The organism is Amycolatopsis sp. NPDC102389 (assembly GCF_044765885.1).
Taxonomy (GTDB): Bacteria; Actinomycetota; Actinomycetes; order Mycobacteriales; family Pseudonocardiaceae; genus Amycolatopsis.
In genome coordinates this window covers 1-14,861 of the sequence record NZ_JBIWKX010000030.1, presented here as the reverse complement: position 1 = coordinate 14,861, position 14,861 = coordinate 1, and the positions used below count along the sequence as shown (strand labels likewise).

Below are 14,861 nucleotides of genomic sequence, written 5' to 3'. Positions count from 1 at the left end.
CCGGATGAAGCCGCTTTAACGGTAGGGCTTACGGCTCGTGAACGCGCTGCGATGTGATGTAGCCCGCTTCGGGGCGTTACCGTCCGTTACGGGGACGGTCAGGGGTGAAGACCTCGTCCCAGGCCGCGGCGACCTGGCGGGCGCAGGCCGCGGGAGCGACCCCGCCGACGCCGGTACCGAGCCCGGGCATCGCGATCGTGTGCACGAGATCACGGACCCGGCCCTGGTCGAGCCTGCCGTCGCGCCACTGCCGGAACACCGCGCGGGCGGCCAGGTACGGGTGCACGGTGTCGCGGGGGAGGTGTTCGCCGGGTTCCCGCATCGTCGGCGCGCTGATCAGCCAGGCGGGCTCCGCCTCGCCGGTGGGCACGATCACCGCTTCGCCGATCGGCAGCTCTCCGCCGTGGTAGGCGAGGACGGCGCTGCGGACGTTCTGCTCGACGCCGGGGTACGCGCGGGCGTAGACGGCGTCGATACCGCCGCGCATCCAGCCGTAGGAGTTCGCGGGGCTGACGACGGCCTGCGCGACGACGTCGAGCACGGACCCGCGATGCACGAAGACGCGGCCGTCCACGGTGTCCGCGACGGTCGTCCAGGCTTGGGCGAGCAGGTCATCGACGGCGCACAGCACCAGCTCCGGAGTGGGATGGTCCGGCACGGGAGGGAAGGAGGAGCCGACAGAGCCGACATCCTCGTGGCCGGTGTGCGTGCCCGGTTCGGCGGTCACGCCCTAAGCATGACAAAAAAAGCCACCCGGCGTAACCGGTGCGCGTACCGGCTGTCCGAGTGAAAGTGGCCACTCGCGTCGTGCGTAATCTGGCGGGGTGTCACGGATCGCCTACTTCGGCCCCCAGGGAACCTTCACCGAACAGGCCGCGCGCCGGCTCGCCTCCGGTGAGGAGCTGATCCCCGCGGAGACCATCCCGGCGGCACTGGCCGCGGTGCGCTCGGGCGCGGCGGGCGCGGCCTGTGTCCCGATCGAGAACTCCGTGGAGGGCGTGGTCACCGCCACCCTCGACAGCCTGAGCGAGGCCGAGCCGCTGGTCGCGGTGGCGGAGGTGCTGCTGCCCGTCCACTTCACCGTGCTGACCCGGCCGGGGACGACCGAGATCCGCACCGTGGCGAGCCATCCGCACGCGCTCGCCCAGGTCCGGCACTGGGTCGAGGCGAACCTGCCGGGGGCGAGCCCGGTCGCGACGTCGTCCACGGCGGCGGCCGCGGTCGCGGTGGCCGCGGGCGAGTTCGACGCGGCCGTCACCGCGCCGGTCGCGGTCGAGCACTACCCGCTGGAGGTGCGGGCCACCGAGGTCGCCGACGTCCGCGACGCGAAGACCCGGTTCCTGCTGGTCCGCGCGCCCGGCGAGCTGCCGGGGCCGACCGGGGCCGACCGCACGTCGATCGTCGCCGCCGCCACGAACCGGACCGGTGCCCTGGCGGAGCTGCTCACCGAACTGGCGGTCCGCGGGATCAACCTGACCAAGCTGGACGCCCGCCCGACCAGGAACAACTTCGGCGAGTACCGCTTCTTCATCGACTTCGAGGGGCACGTGGCCGAGCCGCGGATCGGCGACGCGCTGGCCGCGTTGCGCCGCCGGTGCCGCAACGTGCGGTTCCTCGGCTCCCACCCGCGCGCGGACAACGGCACGACCGAGATCGAGCCGGGCGCCGCCAACGAGGATTTCACCGACGCGATCGACTGGGTCGCCTCGGTACGGAAGGGAGCGCAGGCGTGAAACTTCTCCTTGTCCGCCACGGCCAGACCGAGGGCAACGTGCGCGGCGCGCTCGACACCGCGCTGCCCGGTCCGCCGCTCACCGAGCTGGGCCGGGAGCAGGCGCGGGACCTCGCGACGCGGCTGGACGGCGAGCCGATCGTCGCGGTCTACGCCTCGCAGGCGATCCGGGCGCAGCAGACCGCCGCGCCGCTGGCCGCCAAGCTCGGCTTCGACGTCCAGGTCCTCGACGGCGTGCACGAGGTCGCGGCGGGCGAGCTCGAAGGCAAGACGGACAAGGACTCGGTCACCACCTACATGAGCGTCGTGCGGCGGTGGACGCTCGGCGAGCTCGACCCGCCGATCCCCGGCGGCGAGACCGGCACGCAGGTCCGCGCCCGGTTCCTCGACGCGGTCGCCCGGCTGCGCGCCAAGCACGAGCAGGCCGACCCCGACGGCACGGTGGTGCTGGTGAGCCACGGTGGCGCGATCCGGCTGGGCGGCGAATGGCTCGCCGGGAATGTGACCGCGGAGATCGCCAACCAGGGCCTCATCCCCAACACCGGCGTCGTCGAACTCGCCGGGACCGACGGCGGCTGGACCTGCCTCACCTGGGCGGACACCCCCGTCGACGCTGACGGGGGCTGAAGGACCCTTTCACCGCATGTCACGCGGGGAAAGCGTCCTTCGCCGCGTCTCATGTGGGTATGGCTCCTTTCGGCCCGTTTGCCTCCGCCCCCGCCGGGGAACACAGCACACAAGATCGATTAACACCTTGTGGGGAATTAACCGGTGGGGAGCAACCCCGATGGCGGACGACACGTCTACTGGACGGTGGGTCACCCGGATACAGGGAGGCGAAGGACCATGGTTCGTTCGAAGTTGATCTCCATCGGCGGTCTCGTCGCGGGTACCGCCGGGCTCCTCTTGCTCAGCGCCTGCGGTTCCGAGCCCGCGCCCGTCGCGCAGAACACGTCCGCGTCGCCGTCCAGCTCGGCGCCGGACACGTCGGCCGCGCCCAGCGCGAGCTCCTCGAGCCCGGCACCGTCCCCGCAGCCCGCTCAGCCGCCCCCCGCGCAAGCGCAGAAGAACGACGGGCTCTGCAAGGCGGGTGACGTCAAACTGTCCCTCAAGGACAGTGACGCCGCCGCGGGCACGGTGTACCGGAAGCTCGTCATCACCAACTCGAGCGGGCACGCGTGCACCGTCCAGGGCTTCCCCGGCGTCTCCTACGTGACGGGCGCCGACGGTCACCAGGTCGGTGAGGCCGCGTACCGCGACGGCGCCAAGGGCGGCCCGGTCCAGCTGGGCAACGGCGAGAGCGCGATCGCCGACGTCGGCTTCGCGAACGTCCGCAACTATCCCGAGGAAGTCTGCAAGCCGGTCGAGACCAGGGGCCTGCGGGTGTACCTGCCGCAGGAGACGGCGTCGAACTTCGTGGCGATGCAGGGGCTCGGCTGCACCGGCAAGATCTCGGGCAACCAGCTGGTCGTCAAGACGGTCCACAAGGGCTAGAGCTGGGTGCAGAGCTGTTCGGCCTGCACGAGGTGCCGTTGGCCCGAGATCTGGTTGAAGTGCAGGCTGAACACCATCCGGCTGACACCGTCGATGTGGTCGGCCAGCGGCCGGTAGGTGTCGTTGGCGGCGGCCGCCGCGGCGGAGAGTTCGCGGGCGGCCGTCATCCGGTGCAGGACCTCGGGGGCCAGGACGGCCACGGTGCCCTCGCCGGGCGGGGAGTCGGTGGTGTCGGGGATCGTGCCGACCCTGGCCAGTGCCGAGCACGCGTCCCGCGCGTCTTCGAGTGCTCCCGCATTGACCCCAGAGAGCGCCCAGAGCATGCCGATCACACCGCCGCCGATCACGAAACCGGCGACGGCGGTGAGCACTTGCAGGCGTCTGGAAGGTTCCGTCGTCCCCACGCCGGCCTCCGGCATCAGTGTCTGCTGCATCGCGGACCTCCCCGTCACCCGTGGCGGTGATGGGCTATTTCAGCACCGAAAGCCGGGTTTTTCACCGGTCTTGGTGGAGAACCCGCTCCTCCGTGGCCGATTCGTCATCGAAGGCTCCGGGCCGTAACGAGACGAACGCGAAACCGGCTACGCCGAACAGCAGCAGCCCGGACGTGAGGAACGTCCGGGCCGGGGAGCCGAGGGCGTGGGTCAGGACGCCGCCGAGCAGGGCGCCGATCGGGATCGCGCCCCAGACGACGGTGCGCCACACGCCGAGGACCCGGCCGAGCAGGTCGCCGGGGACGAGAGTGTGGCGTGCCGTGCCGAGCACGATGTTCACCGCGACGACGGCCGCCGCGAACAGGCCGAACAGCGCCGCCCCCGCCACCGGCGAACTCGTCAGGCCCATGCCGGTGAACGCCGCGCCGCAGCAGGCCGTGCCCCCGAGGAGCACCGCGCGACGGCTGGACGCCTTCACCAGGCGTGGGGCGACGGCCGCACCGAGCAGGCCGCCGATGCCGCCGACGAACGCGAAGAGCCCGAAGGCCGCTTCGCTGAGACTCAGATACTCGATCGCGTACAGCACCAGCTGCGCCTGCGCGAGTTCGCTGACCAGGCTGATCAGCCCGGCGATGACGACCAGGCGCAGCACCAGCCGGCTCCGCTTCAGCCAGCGGAAACCCTCCGCCAGCTCGGTGCGGAGGTCGGTGGTCGCGCCCTCGGCGGCTCGCGGCCGGTAGCTCCCGGCGAGGCCGACCAACACGATCGCCGCGATCGCGAAGCCCACCGAGTTGAGTAAGAACGGGAAGGTCGCGAAGAGCGCGAAGGTGGCGCTGCCGACCGGCCCGCCGAGGAAGGTCTGGCCGACGATCTCGCAGGCCTGGAGCTTGCTGTTCGCGCCGTCTAGCGAACCTTCGCCGACGACCGCCGGGATGAGCACGTTCGCGGCGCTGTCGGCGACCACCTCCGCGAAACCGATGAGCAGGGCGGCGGCGTAGACCAGCCAGATCGTCGCCCCGCCCGCGGCGACCAGCGCGGCCGTCCCGCCGACGACCACCGCGCGGGCGCTGTTCGCGAAGATCATCGCGCGCCGCCGGTCGACGCGGTCCAGCAGCGCGCCCGCCGGGAGCGCGAACAGCAGCCACGGCAGGAACTGGGTCGCCGAAAGACCGGCGATGAGCAGCGGATCCCGGGTCAGGGTGACCGCGAGCAGGGGGAACGCGACCTTGCCGATGCCGTCGCCGAGGTTCGACGCCGCGCTGGACGCGAGCAGCCAGCGCAACCGCCGGTCGCTCCTCCTTCGCACCGTCGACTCGGCCATGCACCGCCTCCCCAGGCATTCGCCGGCGGCGGCCGGCGACAACGTGTCGAAAAGTTTAGCGGGGCTGTCGCCCAAAGTGGCGGGGTTGTTACGCCCAGTTAAGAATCCGGAGAACCCTTGGTGCTCCACGCACAAAAATCACCGACCATGCCGCTCACGGCGCGGAATCCGCCGCCCGGGGAGCAAGGGACCTTTGCTATCACTCGCCCGGCGGCTTCAGCCCCAGCCGAGTTCGTGCAGGCGCGCGTCGTCGATGCCGAAATGGTGCCCGACCTCGTGGACCACCGTGATCAGCACCTCCTCGACGACGTCCTCCTCGGTGTCGCACATCTGCAACAGCGGGCGCCGGTAGATCGAGATCCGGTCGGGCAGCACCCCTCCGTACTCGTGGGTCCGCTCGGTCAGCGCGACCCCGTGGTAGAGCCCGAGGATCGTGGGCGACTCCTCGTTGAACTCCTCCACGAGCACCACGACGTTGTCCATGGCGTCCGCGAATTCGGGCGGGAGCTCGTCCAGCGCCTCCGAGACCAGCTCTTCGAAACGCTGCTGGGTCATCTCGACGGGCACGCGATCACCCTCCGGTCTTCGGGGGCGAAGAGGACGAAGACGACGACGGCGGCGGGGCCTCGCCGTTGCCGACCTTGACGCTCCCGGTGACCGGCGCCAGCCCCTTGTTCTCCGGCAGGACCGCCGCGACCTTGCAGTTCACCAGCGTCGACCCGGCGTCCCAGCTCTCCTGCTCGCGGACGTCCCAGCTGAGGATGAGCTTCTTCGCCGTCAGATCCGCGTTGCCGGTGTACTCCTGCGCTGCCGTCGAGCATTCGGTGTCCAGCCAGGTGTTCTGCTGCTCCTGCGACGGGTAGCCGTCCTTGAACTTCGTCTTGAGGTCGAGCGTCGCGATGATCTCGTACGAATGCGCCTGCGCGCAGTCGATCGGGTCGCCGAAGCTGTTGTTGAGCAGCGCGAGGCAGGTGCCCGGCTCCCACACCGCGGACTGGTTCTGCTCCTTGGCGAGCCCCTTGGTCGGCTGCAGCTTGCCGCCCTGGCCCGCCCATTGCAGCCCGCACCGCAGCTGCCGGTCGCCGTCCGCCCACTGCGGGGGTGTCGGCCGGAGCAGGTTCATGCTCAGCTTGCCGTAGGGGTCGAGGTTGCGGCCGAGGTACGGCTTGACGTCGATCGTGCAACGCGAGCGCGAGATCTCCTGCCACTGCTCCAGGTTCGGGCTCGGCACACCCGGCGGGTACTGCGCGCCGATGTCGACGATGCTGGTGACCTCGAACAGGTGCGCCTCCGCGCACGGCACGCGCCGCGCGTCGGTGGCATCCGGATTGTTCCAGGTCAGACAGGTGCCAGGAGGAGATTGGAACGCTTCGACCGCGGCGGGGGACAGCTTGGGGGCGCCGCCGCCCGCACCGCCTTCCGGGCCTACATTCCACGAGAACGCCACACTCAGCGAAAGCGCGATGAGCGCGCCCGCGAACACGCCGGCCATGACGAGCCGGGTGCGCAGGGTGCTCAGCGCGTTTCGCGGATCACGGAACCGCTCGGCCTGTTGAGACATCCACTCCATGATGCCCGCGCCGCACGTAAGGTGCGCGTACCGGGTGGTTAGTGTTGGACACGAGTTCGGCCGGCGGGCGATTACGGAGCTTCGATGACGCAGGATGACAACCAGGGGGCACAGCAGCCGCCCAAGCGCGGTTCCATGCGCTTTCAGGACGGCAGCACGCAGGCACGGCAGCCGTCGCTGGCCGAGCAGCGGGCACGCCAGCAGGCGCTGGCGGAGCAGCAGCGCCAGGAGGCGCTCGCGGCCGAGGCCGCCCGCGCCGCCGAGAAGAAGTCTTCGACCAAGAAGAAGCTGCTGATCGGCACGGGCGTCACCGTGGGCCTGGTCGGGCTGGTCGCGACGTTCTACACCGTCGCGAAGCCGACCAACGTCACCGCGGTGTGCACCACCAAGGACGGGATCGTCGACCAGGACGACAACTGCGACGAGCGGTATGTGACGTCGCACGGCGGCTACCACTCCGGTGGCTTCTTCTTCATCCCGATCGGCGGCGGCCAGTACAACAGCTACCGCTACAACTACGGCGGCTCCGGCGCGATCGGGCAGCGCGTCTCCGGCGGCTCGTACGATCCGCCGTCGTCGCGCGCGAACGTCAGCACCAAGTCGGGCAAGACCGTCCAGCGCGGCGGGTTCGGCATCAGCGGCAAGAGCGGCTCCGGCGGCAGCGGCAAGAGCGGGGGCTCGTAGGTGTACCGGGATTCCAAGCCGCCCCGGCGGGACTGGCAGAACATCGTCGAAGAGCAGGGCCTGGTCTTCGGCACGCCCGCCCGTGACGGCGCCGGCAAGTCCCGGCCGTACTGGGACGAGTCGGTCCACTACGTCTTCGACATGGACGAGATCCTGTCGGTCGAGGCGGACGTCGAACTGCTGCACTCGATGTGCCTCGAAGCGGTCGACAACGTGATCACCACCGAGCAGTACCACCGCTTCGGCATCCCCGAGTGGGTCTGGCCGCATATCGCGGAGTCGTGGAAGCGGCAGGATCCGCACGTCTACGGCCGGTTCGACCTGCGTTACGACGGCAAGAGCCCGGCGAAGCTGCTCGAGTACAACGCCGACACCCCGACCTCGCTGCTCGAGGCCGCGGTGCTGCAGTGGCACTGGAAGACCGCGGTCTTCCCCGAGAACGACCAGTGGAACTCGATCCACGAGAAGCTCGTCGAGCGCTGGGGCGAACTAGCCGACAAGCTGCCTTCGAACGAACTGCACTTCACCTGGTCTTCGGCCGATCCGTCCGGTGAGGACCACGTCACGACGGCGTACCTGCAGGAGACCGCGGCCGAGGCCGGGCTCGACACCGTCGGCCTGTCGATCGAGGAGATCGGCTGGGACCCGGTGCTCAAGCGGTTCGTCGACCTCGAAGAGGCGCAGATGGCGACCGTGGTGAAGCTCTACCCGTGGGAATGGGTGGTCGACGAGGAGTTCGGCCGCTTCGCCGTGGAGACCATGCCGCGCACGCTGTGGGTCGAGCCGCTGTGGAAGATGATCCTCTCCAACAAGACGCTGCTCGCGATCCTGTGGGAGAACTACCCGGGGCATCCGAACCTGCTGCCCGCCTTCGCCGACGACCCCGGCCTGCTGACCGAGTACGTCCGCAAGCCGAAACTCGGCCGCGAGGGCGCGAACGTGCAGATCGTCGCCACCGGGTACGAAACGCAGACGGACGGCGTCTACGGCGCGGAAGGGTACGTCTACCAGGCGTTCGACCCGCTCCCGGAGTTCCAGGGTTACCGGCCCGCGCTCGGCGCGTGGATCGTCGGGGACCACGCCGCCGGTCTCGGTATCCGCGAGACCGCGGGACTCGTCACCGACGACGGTGCGGCGTTCGTCCCGCACATCATCGTCGAGTCGTGATAGAAGCAACCGCACAAACCTGACATTTCCTGACTTCTGGAGAACCCCTGTGACCACCACCCTTGCGCTGTCCGACACGTTCGGCTCCGACCTCGTGCGAGGGATCGGCGCGATCCTGCTGTACGGCGTCGTCGGCCTGCTGATGATGTTCGCCGGGTTCTGGGCGATCGACTGGACCACGCCCGGCAAGCTGTCCCAGCTGGTCACCCGCGGCCTGCCGAACGCGGTCATCGTCACCGCTTCGGGCCTGCTGTCGATGGCGTTCATCATCGTCGTGGCGATCGCGAACTCCGCCAGCGACCTGACCGAGGGCCTCATCACCTCGCTGGTCTACGGCCTGCTCGGCATCATCGTGCAGGTGGCCGCCGTCCGGCTGCTGGAGTGGGCGACCCGGATCGACATCCGCTCGACCATCGAGAGCGAGAAGTTCGCCCCGGCCAGCGTCGTCGTCGCCTCCGCGCACCTGGCCCTCGGCCTGATCGTGGCCGTCGCCATCTCGTGATCTTCTGACCCGCTGAAACCGGCATAGGCGCACGATTCCCACTAACGTGGGAGTCGTGCGCCTTTTAAGGACACCGGACGACCGGTTCTCGGACCTGCCCGATTTCGACTTCGAACCGCGCTACGCGGAGCTCGTCGACCTTCACGGCGGCGTGATCAGAGTGGGATACGTGGAGGCAGGGCCGGAGGACGGGCCACCCGTACTCCTGCTGCACGGCGAGCCGACCTGGTCCTACCTCTACCGCAAGGTCATCCCGGTGCTCGCCGACGCCGGGCTGCGCGCCATCGCGCCCGACCTGGTCGGCTTCGGCCGCTCCGACAAACCCGGCGACATGGTCGACCACACCTACCAGCGGCACGTCGAGTGGATGCGCGCGTTCGCCTTCGACGTCCTCGACCTCACCGACGTCACCCTGGTCGGTCAGGACTGGGGCGGCCTGATCGGCCTGCGGCTGGTCGCCGAAAACCCCGATCGCTTCGCCAGGGTCGTCGCGGCCAACACCGGCCTCCCCAGCGGCGACACCGACATGCCCGAGCTCTGGCACAGATTCCGCGACACCGTCGAGAACGCCCAGGTCCTCGATGTCGGGCGGTTCGTCCAGTCGGGCTGCCAGACCAAGCTGCCGGAAGCGGTCCGTGCCGCCTACGACGCGCCTTTCCCGAACGAGATGTACAAGGCGGCGCCGCGCGCGATGCCGTCGCTGGTGCCGATCACCCCGGACGATCCGGCCTCGGGCGCCAACCGGGCCGCGCTGAAGGTGCTGGCCGAACTGGACAAGCCGTTCCTGGTCTCGTTCTCCGACGGCGACCCGATCACCGCGCCGTGGGGCCTCGAACTGCGGGCCTCGATGCGCGGCGCCCGCGAACTGGAGCATCCGACGATCACCGGCGCCGGTCACTTCCTGCAGGAGGACGCCGGCGGACGGCTGGGCGAAGTCATCGCCCGTTTCGCGAACTCCTGAACGCCAGAAAAGGACCGTTCTTTGCGAATTTCGCCAGGAACGGTCCTTTTCTGGCGTTCGTCAGGAGATGGCGGCCAGTGCGTCGGTGATGATCCCGAGGCCTTCCGCGGCCTCTTCGGCGGTCAGCGTCATCGGCGGCGCGATCCGCAGCACGTTGCCGTGCAGCCCGCCCTTGCCGATCAGCAGCCCCCGCGCCTTGGTCTCCTCCATCATCCGCGCCGCGGCGCCCGGATTCGGCGTCATACCGCCCGGCTCGACCAGCTCGACGCCGATCATCAGGCCCTTGCCGCGCACGTCCCCGATCAGCGGGTTCCCGGCCGCGCGCAGGCCGCCGAGCAGCTCGTTGCCGCGGGCGAGCGCGTTGGCCTGCAGGTCATGGTCGGCGATGTGGTCGAGCACCGCGGCCGCGCCCGCCATCGCGACCGGGTTGCCGCCGAAGGTCGAGATCGAGTTCGCGGTCAGGCAGTCGACGAGGTCGCCGCGCGCCACGAGGCCGCCGATGGCGAGGCCGTTGCCGAGGCCCTTCGCGAAGGTCATCGCGTCGGGGACGACGTCGTGCGCCTGGATCCCCCAGTAGTGTTCCCCGGTCCGTCCCCAGCCGGTCTGGACCTCGTCGGAGATGAACAGGATCCCGTACTGGTCGAGGACCTCCTTCATCGCCTTGAACAGGCCGTCCGGCGGTGAGCTGAAGCCGCCGACACCCTGGATCGGCTCGGCGATCATGCAGGCGACGTCGCCCGAAGTGCCCGTCTCCAGGACGTCGACGAGGTCCGCGACGCACGCGTCGATGTACTCCGTGTCCGAAAGCGCCCGGAACGGGCTGCGGTACCGGTAGCCACCGTGCACGTAGCTCACCTTCACCGGGCTGAGCGACGACGCCGACCAGCCGCGGTTGCCCGTGATGCCGACCGTCGCGAACGACCGCCCGTGGTACGAGTTCCGCATCGCCAGCACCTGGTTGCTGCGCCGGTACTGGGTGGCGAGCATGAGCGCGGTGTCGTTGGCTTCGGTCCCGGAGTTGGTGAAGAACACCTTCGCGTCGGGGATTCCGGAGAGCTTCGCGATGCGCTCGGCCAGCTCGACCTGCGACCGGATCAGGTACAGCGTCGACGTGTGGAGGATGCCGGTGTCGAGCTGCTTGCGCACGGCGTCGCTGATCGCCGAGACGTCGTAGCCCATCGAGTTCGTCAGGATGCCCGCGAAGAAGTCGAGGTAGGTACGCCCGGTCGAGTCGATGACCCGGCGGTCCTGCGCGTGCACGATCTCGATCGGCTCGTCGTAGTAGAGCGCCAGCCACGACGGGAGTACCGCCTTGTGCCGCGCCAGCAGGTCCGCATCGGTCATCGGGTTTCTCCGTCCGCAGCAGGGAGATCTCAGTATGGGGAGCGGCCGAAACGGGCGGCAACGATCAGACTGTCGGGTCATCCCCGCGGACCCGCACATTCTGTGCGGGACCCGCACATTTCGTGCTGCTCGCACGGACTACCCTCGGCACTCGTGATTGACCCCAGGACTCTGCGCGATGAACCGGACGTCGTGCGCGCTTCGCAGCGCGCCCGTGGCGAGGACGAAGGAGTGGTCGACAAGCTGCTCTCCCTCGACTCCCGCCGCCGGTCCTCCATCGCCGCCGCCGACAAGCTGCGCGCCGAGCAGAAGTCGCTGGGCAAGCTGATCCCCAAGGCGCAGGGCGACGAGCGGGCCGAGCTCCTCGCCAAGGCGAAGGAGCTCGCCGCCCAGGTCAAGACGGCCGAGGTCGAGCAGACCGAGGCGTCGGAGGAGTTCGAGCAGCTGCACCGCCTGGTGCCGAACCTCGTCCACCCCGACGCGCCCGAAGGCGGCGAGGACGATTACGTCGTGCTCAAGCACGTCGGCGAGCCGAAGAAGTTCGGCTTCGAGCCGAAGGACCACCTCGAACTCTGCGAGGGCCTCGGCGCGCTCGACATGGAGCGCGGTGCGAAGGTCTCGGGCTCGCGGTTCTACTTCCTCACCGGCGTCGGCGCCCAGCTGCAGCTCGGCCTGCTGAACATGGCGATCGCGCAGGCGACCGCGAACGGCTTCACCCCGATGATCACGCCGACCCTGGTGCGGCCGGAGATCATGGCGGGCACCGGGTTCCTCGGCGCGCACTCGTCGGAGGTCTACCGGCTGCGCGACGACGACCTGTACCTCGTCGGCACCTCCGAGGTCCCGCTCGCCGGCTACCACGCCGACGAGATCCTCGACCTCGGCAAGGGCCCGAAGCGGTACGCGGGCTGGTCTTCCTGCTACCGCCGCGAGGCCGGTTCGTACGGCAAGGACACCCGCGGCATCATCCGCGTGCACCAGTTCGACAAGGTCGAGATGTTCGTCTACACGCGTCCCGAGGACGCCGAGGCCGAGCACGCGCGCCTGCTGGACTGGGAAGAGCAGATGCTCGCGAAGATCGAGGTCCCGTACCGGGTGATCGACACCGCCACCGGCGATCTCGGCACCTCCGCGTACCGGAAGTTCGACTGCGAGGCGTGGGTGCCGTCGCAGGAGACCTACCGCGAGCTGACCTCGACGTCGAACTGCACGACGTTCCAGGCCCGCCGCCTCGGCATCCGCTACCGCGACGACGACGGCCGCCCGCAGACCGTCGCCACGCTGAACGGCACGCTCGCCACCACCAGGTGGATCGTCGCGATCCTGGAGAACCACCAGCTCGAAGACGGTTCGGTCCGGGTGCCTGAGGCGCTTCGCCCCTTCCTCGGCGGAACCGAGGTGCTCACGCCCGCATCGAAGTAGGGTCCGCACCGAGGAGGGACCCGATGAACCGCCGTCGCACGCCGATCACCGCGTTGTCCGCGGCGGTCCTCCTGCTCGGCGGATGTTCCGGGACGATCTCGGGTACGGCGTCGCCGGTGCCCGGCCAGGGGCCGGTGCTCACCAAGGCGGCGCCGTGCTCTTTGCTCACCCAGGAACACGCCGACGCGCTGGCGCTGAAGCTGCCCGGTGTCGAGACGAAGGGCAACAAGGCCCAGAAGGTCCCGCCGATGTGCCTGCTGTCCGAACGCGACGATTCACCGCGCGGGGTGTCCCTGTCGATCACGCGGAGCGTCGACATCCCGCTGAACGACTTCTACGCCGGTGCCCAGCCGGGTGAGAAGTTCGGCATCGGCGGCTTCACCTGGACGCGCTACGCGTCCCCGCTCGGCCCGACGGCCTGTTCGCTCAGCACCGAACTCGGGCCGTCCTCGTTCGTCGAGCTCGGCAGTGAGACCCAGACGGGCGCGCCGGAGTCGACGGCCTGCGACCTCGCGCTCGCCGCGGCCCCCGCGATCGCGTCGAGGCTGCCCGGTGGCGAGCCGAACCCGAAGATCGTCGCGCCGCCCGGGCAGAAGAAACCCGAGCCGTCCGGGCCGTTGCTGCAGGTCGACCCGTGCACGCTGCTGAAGCCCGACGAGGCCGCGAAGCTGGCCATCGCCGCGGGGACCCCCATCGACCCGGCGAACCTGGCCAATCCCGAGGACAAGGGCTGTACGTGGAAGGACTCCGACGGTGACAAGGGGCAGCGTCCGCTGGACGTGACGCTCTTCCCGGCGACGGCCGTCGCCGACGTCGCCGGTCTCGAAGGCACCCCCGAGGAGAGCGACCTCGGAGGTCGCAAGTGGACGGTGTGGGTCAACGCCTCGGCGAAGTACTGCACGGCCGCGCTGCCGATCACCGGGACGTCCACCGTGAAGGTCTCCAGTGGACACTGGGACGACGAGACGAAAGCCTGTGACCTGCTGCGGGCCGCGCTGCCGACGGTGAGCGCCGCGCTGCCCGCCGGTTCGTGAACGGCGGCCGCGCACAAGTAGTGTGCGAGCCGATGAGGAGGGGACGCATGCGGTTTCGGAACTCGCTCGCGATCGGGCTGGTGGTGCTGACGCTCGGCGGCTGCACGGCGACGATCGCCGGGAAGGCCTCGCCGGTGCCCGGACAAGGACCGGTCATCACGAAGGCCGAGCCGTGCGAATTGCTCTCGGAGGAACACGCGAAGGCCCTGGGCGTCACCTATCCCGGTGAGGAGCGTGCCGCCAAACCCGAGCAGAAGGTGCCCGCGGTCTGCCGGTTCCGGAAGCTGGAGGACGTGAGCAAGGCGTCGAACCTCGAGGTCTCGTTGAGCAAGGACCTCTCCTTGAACGAGTACATGAGCGGCGCGCAGGCCGGGGAGAAGTTCGGGATCGGCGGGTTCACCTGGACGCGCTACGCCACCATCCTCGGCCCGAAGTACTGCTCGCTGAGCACGGAGCTCACCGCGGACTCCTTCGTGGAGATCGCCAGCGAGAGCCCCGACCACACCGAGGCCAACTCGTGCGACCTGGCCAAGGCGGCGGCCCCGGCCGTGGCGTCGAAGCTGCCGGGCGGGCAGCAGGATCCGCAGATCACCGCGCCGCCCGGGCAGAAGCCCGCCGAGCCGGGCGGGCCGCTCGTGAGCACCGACCCGTGCGCCATGCTCAAGCCCGAGCAGACCGCCCAGTTGCGGCTCGCCCCCACCGGCGAACCGATGAAGTCCACCTCGGACCCGAACCAGGTCGGCTGCGAATGGGCCGACACCGACGGCGAAAAGGGCGAGAAGGCGTTCGACCTCTGGTTCTACCCGGCGAAGGCGATGGACGAGGTCCCGTCGCTGATCACGCAGGGCCAACCACAGGACTTCGACTCCGGCGGCCGCAAGTGGAAGGTCTACACCGAGTCGGGCAGCAAACTGTGCGCGGCGGGGCTCGCGATCACCGCGACGTCGACGGTGGCGATCATCGCGGGCAACCTCGACGACCCCGCGAAGGCGTGTGACGTGATCAAGGCCGCGGTGCCGCTGCTCAACGCGAACCTGCCGCCCTCGTCCTAGGCGCTCACCTGCCCGTTTGATGCTTGCATGACCGGTTTTCAGGGGGGTGGGGGGGGGGGGGGGGGGGGGGGGGGGGGGGGGGGGGGGGGGCCGGCGCCGGGCGGGCCCCGGGCCGGCGGGGGCGGGCGGGGACAGGCAAGAGAT

Annotated in this window: 16 protein-coding genes; 10 read left to right on the top strand and 6 right to left on the bottom strand. The window is 69.8% G+C overall.

Translation table 11 applies throughout. From position 1 onward, the window contains the following. Positions 1-76: 76 nt before the first annotated feature. Positions 77-727, bottom strand: coding sequence for a macro domain-containing protein (locus tag ACIRGA_RS23925; RefSeq protein ID WP_400944610.1), 651 nt, complete (start codon positions 725-727; stop codon positions 77-79). Positions 728-824: 97 nt separating this feature from the next. Between ACIRGA_RS23925 and pheA the strand changes: the two genes are divergently transcribed. The 3 genes from pheA (at position 825) to ACIRGA_RS23910 (ending at position 3,226) form a co-directional block, all read left to right on the top strand. Next, positions 825-1,733 (top strand): prephenate dehydratase, encoded by a 909-nt coding sequence (gene pheA, locus ACIRGA_RS23920; protein ID WP_400944608.1) that lies wholly within the window; start codon positions 825-827, stop codon positions 1,731-1,733. Continuing rightward, entirely contained in the window at positions 1,730-2,359 is a 630-nt protein-coding gene (locus tag ACIRGA_RS23915; RefSeq protein ID WP_400944606.1) for a histidine phosphatase family protein, read from the top strand. The genes pheA and ACIRGA_RS23915 overlap by 4 nt, the downstream gene beginning before the upstream one ends. A 219-nt stretch (positions 2,360-2,578) precedes the next feature. Then, positions 2,579-3,226 carry a DUF4232 domain-containing protein gene (locus ACIRGA_RS23910; protein ID WP_400944604.1) on the top strand — a complete coding sequence of 216 codons (648 nt, stop codon included), beginning with the start codon at positions 2,579-2,581 and terminating at the stop codon, positions 3,224-3,226. Here ACIRGA_RS23910 and ACIRGA_RS23905 read toward each other — a convergent pair. The 4 genes from ACIRGA_RS23905 to ACIRGA_RS23890 all read right to left on the bottom strand — a co-directional run bounded on the left by ACIRGA_RS23905 (position 3,223) and on the right by ACIRGA_RS23890 (position 6,542). Further along, positions 3,223-3,660 carry a hypothetical protein gene (locus tag ACIRGA_RS23905; RefSeq protein ID WP_400944602.1) on the bottom strand — a complete coding sequence of 146 codons (438 nt, stop codon included), beginning with the start codon at positions 3,658-3,660 and terminating at the stop codon, positions 3,223-3,225. The genes ACIRGA_RS23910 and ACIRGA_RS23905 overlap by 4 nt on opposite strands. Before the next feature lie 61 nt (positions 3,661-3,721). Next, positions 3,722-4,981, bottom strand: coding sequence for an MFS transporter (locus ACIRGA_RS23900; protein WP_400944600.1), 1,260 nt, complete (start codon positions 4,979-4,981; stop codon positions 3,722-3,724). 216 nt (positions 4,982-5,197) lie between these two features. Beyond that, positions 5,198-5,548 (bottom strand): metallopeptidase family protein, encoded by a 351-nt coding sequence (locus ACIRGA_RS23895; RefSeq protein WP_007030570.1) that lies wholly within the window; start codon positions 5,546-5,548, stop codon positions 5,198-5,200. A gap of 4 nt (positions 5,549-5,552) precedes the next feature. Next, positions 5,553-6,542, bottom strand: coding sequence for a septum formation family protein (locus ACIRGA_RS23890; RefSeq protein WP_400944598.1), 990 nt, complete (start codon positions 6,540-6,542; stop codon positions 5,553-5,555). Positions 6,543-6,686: 144 nt separating this feature from the next. On the opposite strand from ACIRGA_RS23890, the gene ACIRGA_RS23885 reads away from it, so the two are divergent. The 4 genes from ACIRGA_RS23885 to ACIRGA_RS23870 are packed head-to-tail and all read left to right on the top strand — an operon-like array spanning position 6,687 to position 9,865. Then, positions 6,687-7,235 carry a hypothetical protein gene (locus ACIRGA_RS23885; protein ID WP_400944750.1) on the top strand — a complete coding sequence of 183 codons (549 nt, stop codon included), beginning with the start codon at positions 6,687-6,689 and terminating at the stop codon, positions 7,233-7,235. Further along, a complete protein-coding gene (locus tag ACIRGA_RS23880) occupies positions 7,236-8,402 on the top strand; it encodes a glutathionylspermidine synthase family protein (protein ID WP_400944596.1) in 1,167 nt (388 codons plus the stop codon). A 49-nt stretch (positions 8,403-8,451) separates the two neighbouring features. Next, positions 8,452-8,904 carry a DUF350 domain-containing protein gene (locus ACIRGA_RS23875; protein ID WP_016330638.1) on the top strand — a complete coding sequence of 151 codons (453 nt, stop codon included), beginning with the start codon at positions 8,452-8,454 and terminating at the stop codon, positions 8,902-8,904. A gap of 55 nt (positions 8,905-8,959) precedes the next feature. Continuing rightward, the gene (locus ACIRGA_RS23870) at positions 8,960-9,865 is read left to right on the top strand and encodes a haloalkane dehalogenase (protein ID WP_400944593.1); all 906 of its coding nucleotides are present in this window, start codon (positions 8,960-8,962) and stop codon (positions 9,863-9,865) included. 60 nt (positions 9,866-9,925) lie between these two features. On the opposite strand, the gene ACIRGA_RS23865 is transcribed toward ACIRGA_RS23870, so the two are convergent. Next, the gene (locus ACIRGA_RS23865; protein ID WP_400944591.1) at positions 9,926-11,209 is read right to left on the bottom strand and encodes an aspartate aminotransferase family protein; all 1,284 of its coding nucleotides are present in this window, start codon (positions 11,207-11,209) and stop codon (positions 9,926-9,928) included. 153 nt (positions 11,210-11,362) lie between these two features. On the opposite strand from ACIRGA_RS23865, the gene serS reads away from it, so the two are divergent. The 3 genes from serS to ACIRGA_RS23850 are packed head-to-tail and all read left to right on the top strand — an operon-like array spanning position 11,363 to position 14,717. Further along, positions 11,363-12,631, top strand: coding sequence for a serine--tRNA ligase (gene serS, locus ACIRGA_RS23860; RefSeq protein WP_400944589.1), 1,269 nt, complete (start codon positions 11,363-11,365; stop codon positions 12,629-12,631). 23 nt (positions 12,632-12,654) lie between these two features. After that, entirely contained in the window at positions 12,655-13,665 is a 1,011-nt protein-coding gene (locus ACIRGA_RS23855) for a DUF3558 family protein (RefSeq protein ID WP_400944587.1), read from the top strand. Between the two features lie 47 nt (positions 13,666-13,712). Then, positions 13,713-14,717, top strand: coding sequence for a DUF3558 family protein (locus tag ACIRGA_RS23850; protein WP_400944585.1), 1,005 nt, complete (start codon positions 13,713-13,715; stop codon positions 14,715-14,717). Positions 14,718-14,861 lie beyond the last annotated feature (144 nt).

Excerpts from the sequence above, each read along its gene's own strand:
- ACIRGA_RS23910 (WP_400944604.1), top strand. The coding sequence starts at position 2,579 with ATGGTTCGTTCGAAGTTGATCTCCATCGGCGGTCTCGTCGCGGGTACC.
- ACIRGA_RS23905 (WP_400944602.1), bottom strand. The coding sequence starts at position 3,660 with ATGCAGCAGACACTGATGCCGGAGGCCGGCGTGGGGACGACGGAACCT.
- ACIRGA_RS23900 (WP_400944600.1), bottom strand. The coding sequence starts at position 4,981 with ATGGCCGAGTCGACGGTGCGAAGGAGGAGCGACCGGCGGTTGCGCTGG.
- ACIRGA_RS23890 (WP_400944598.1), bottom strand. The coding sequence starts at position 6,542 with ATGTCTCAACAGGCCGAGCGGTTCCGTGATCCGCGAAACGCGCTGAGC.
- ACIRGA_RS23885 (WP_400944750.1), top strand. The coding sequence starts at position 6,687 with ATGCGCTTTCAGGACGGCAGCACGCAGGCACGGCAGCCGTCGCTGGCC.
- ACIRGA_RS23865 (WP_400944591.1), bottom strand. The coding sequence starts at position 11,209 with ATGACCGATGCGGACCTGCTGGCGCGGCACAAGGCGGTACTCCCGTCG.
- ACIRGA_RS23855 (WP_400944587.1), top strand. The coding sequence starts at position 12,655 with ATGAACCGCCGTCGCACGCCGATCACCGCGTTGTCCGCGGCGGTCCTC.
- ACIRGA_RS23850 (WP_400944585.1), top strand. The coding sequence starts at position 13,713 with ATGCGGTTTCGGAACTCGCTCGCGATCGGGCTGGTGGTGCTGACGCTC.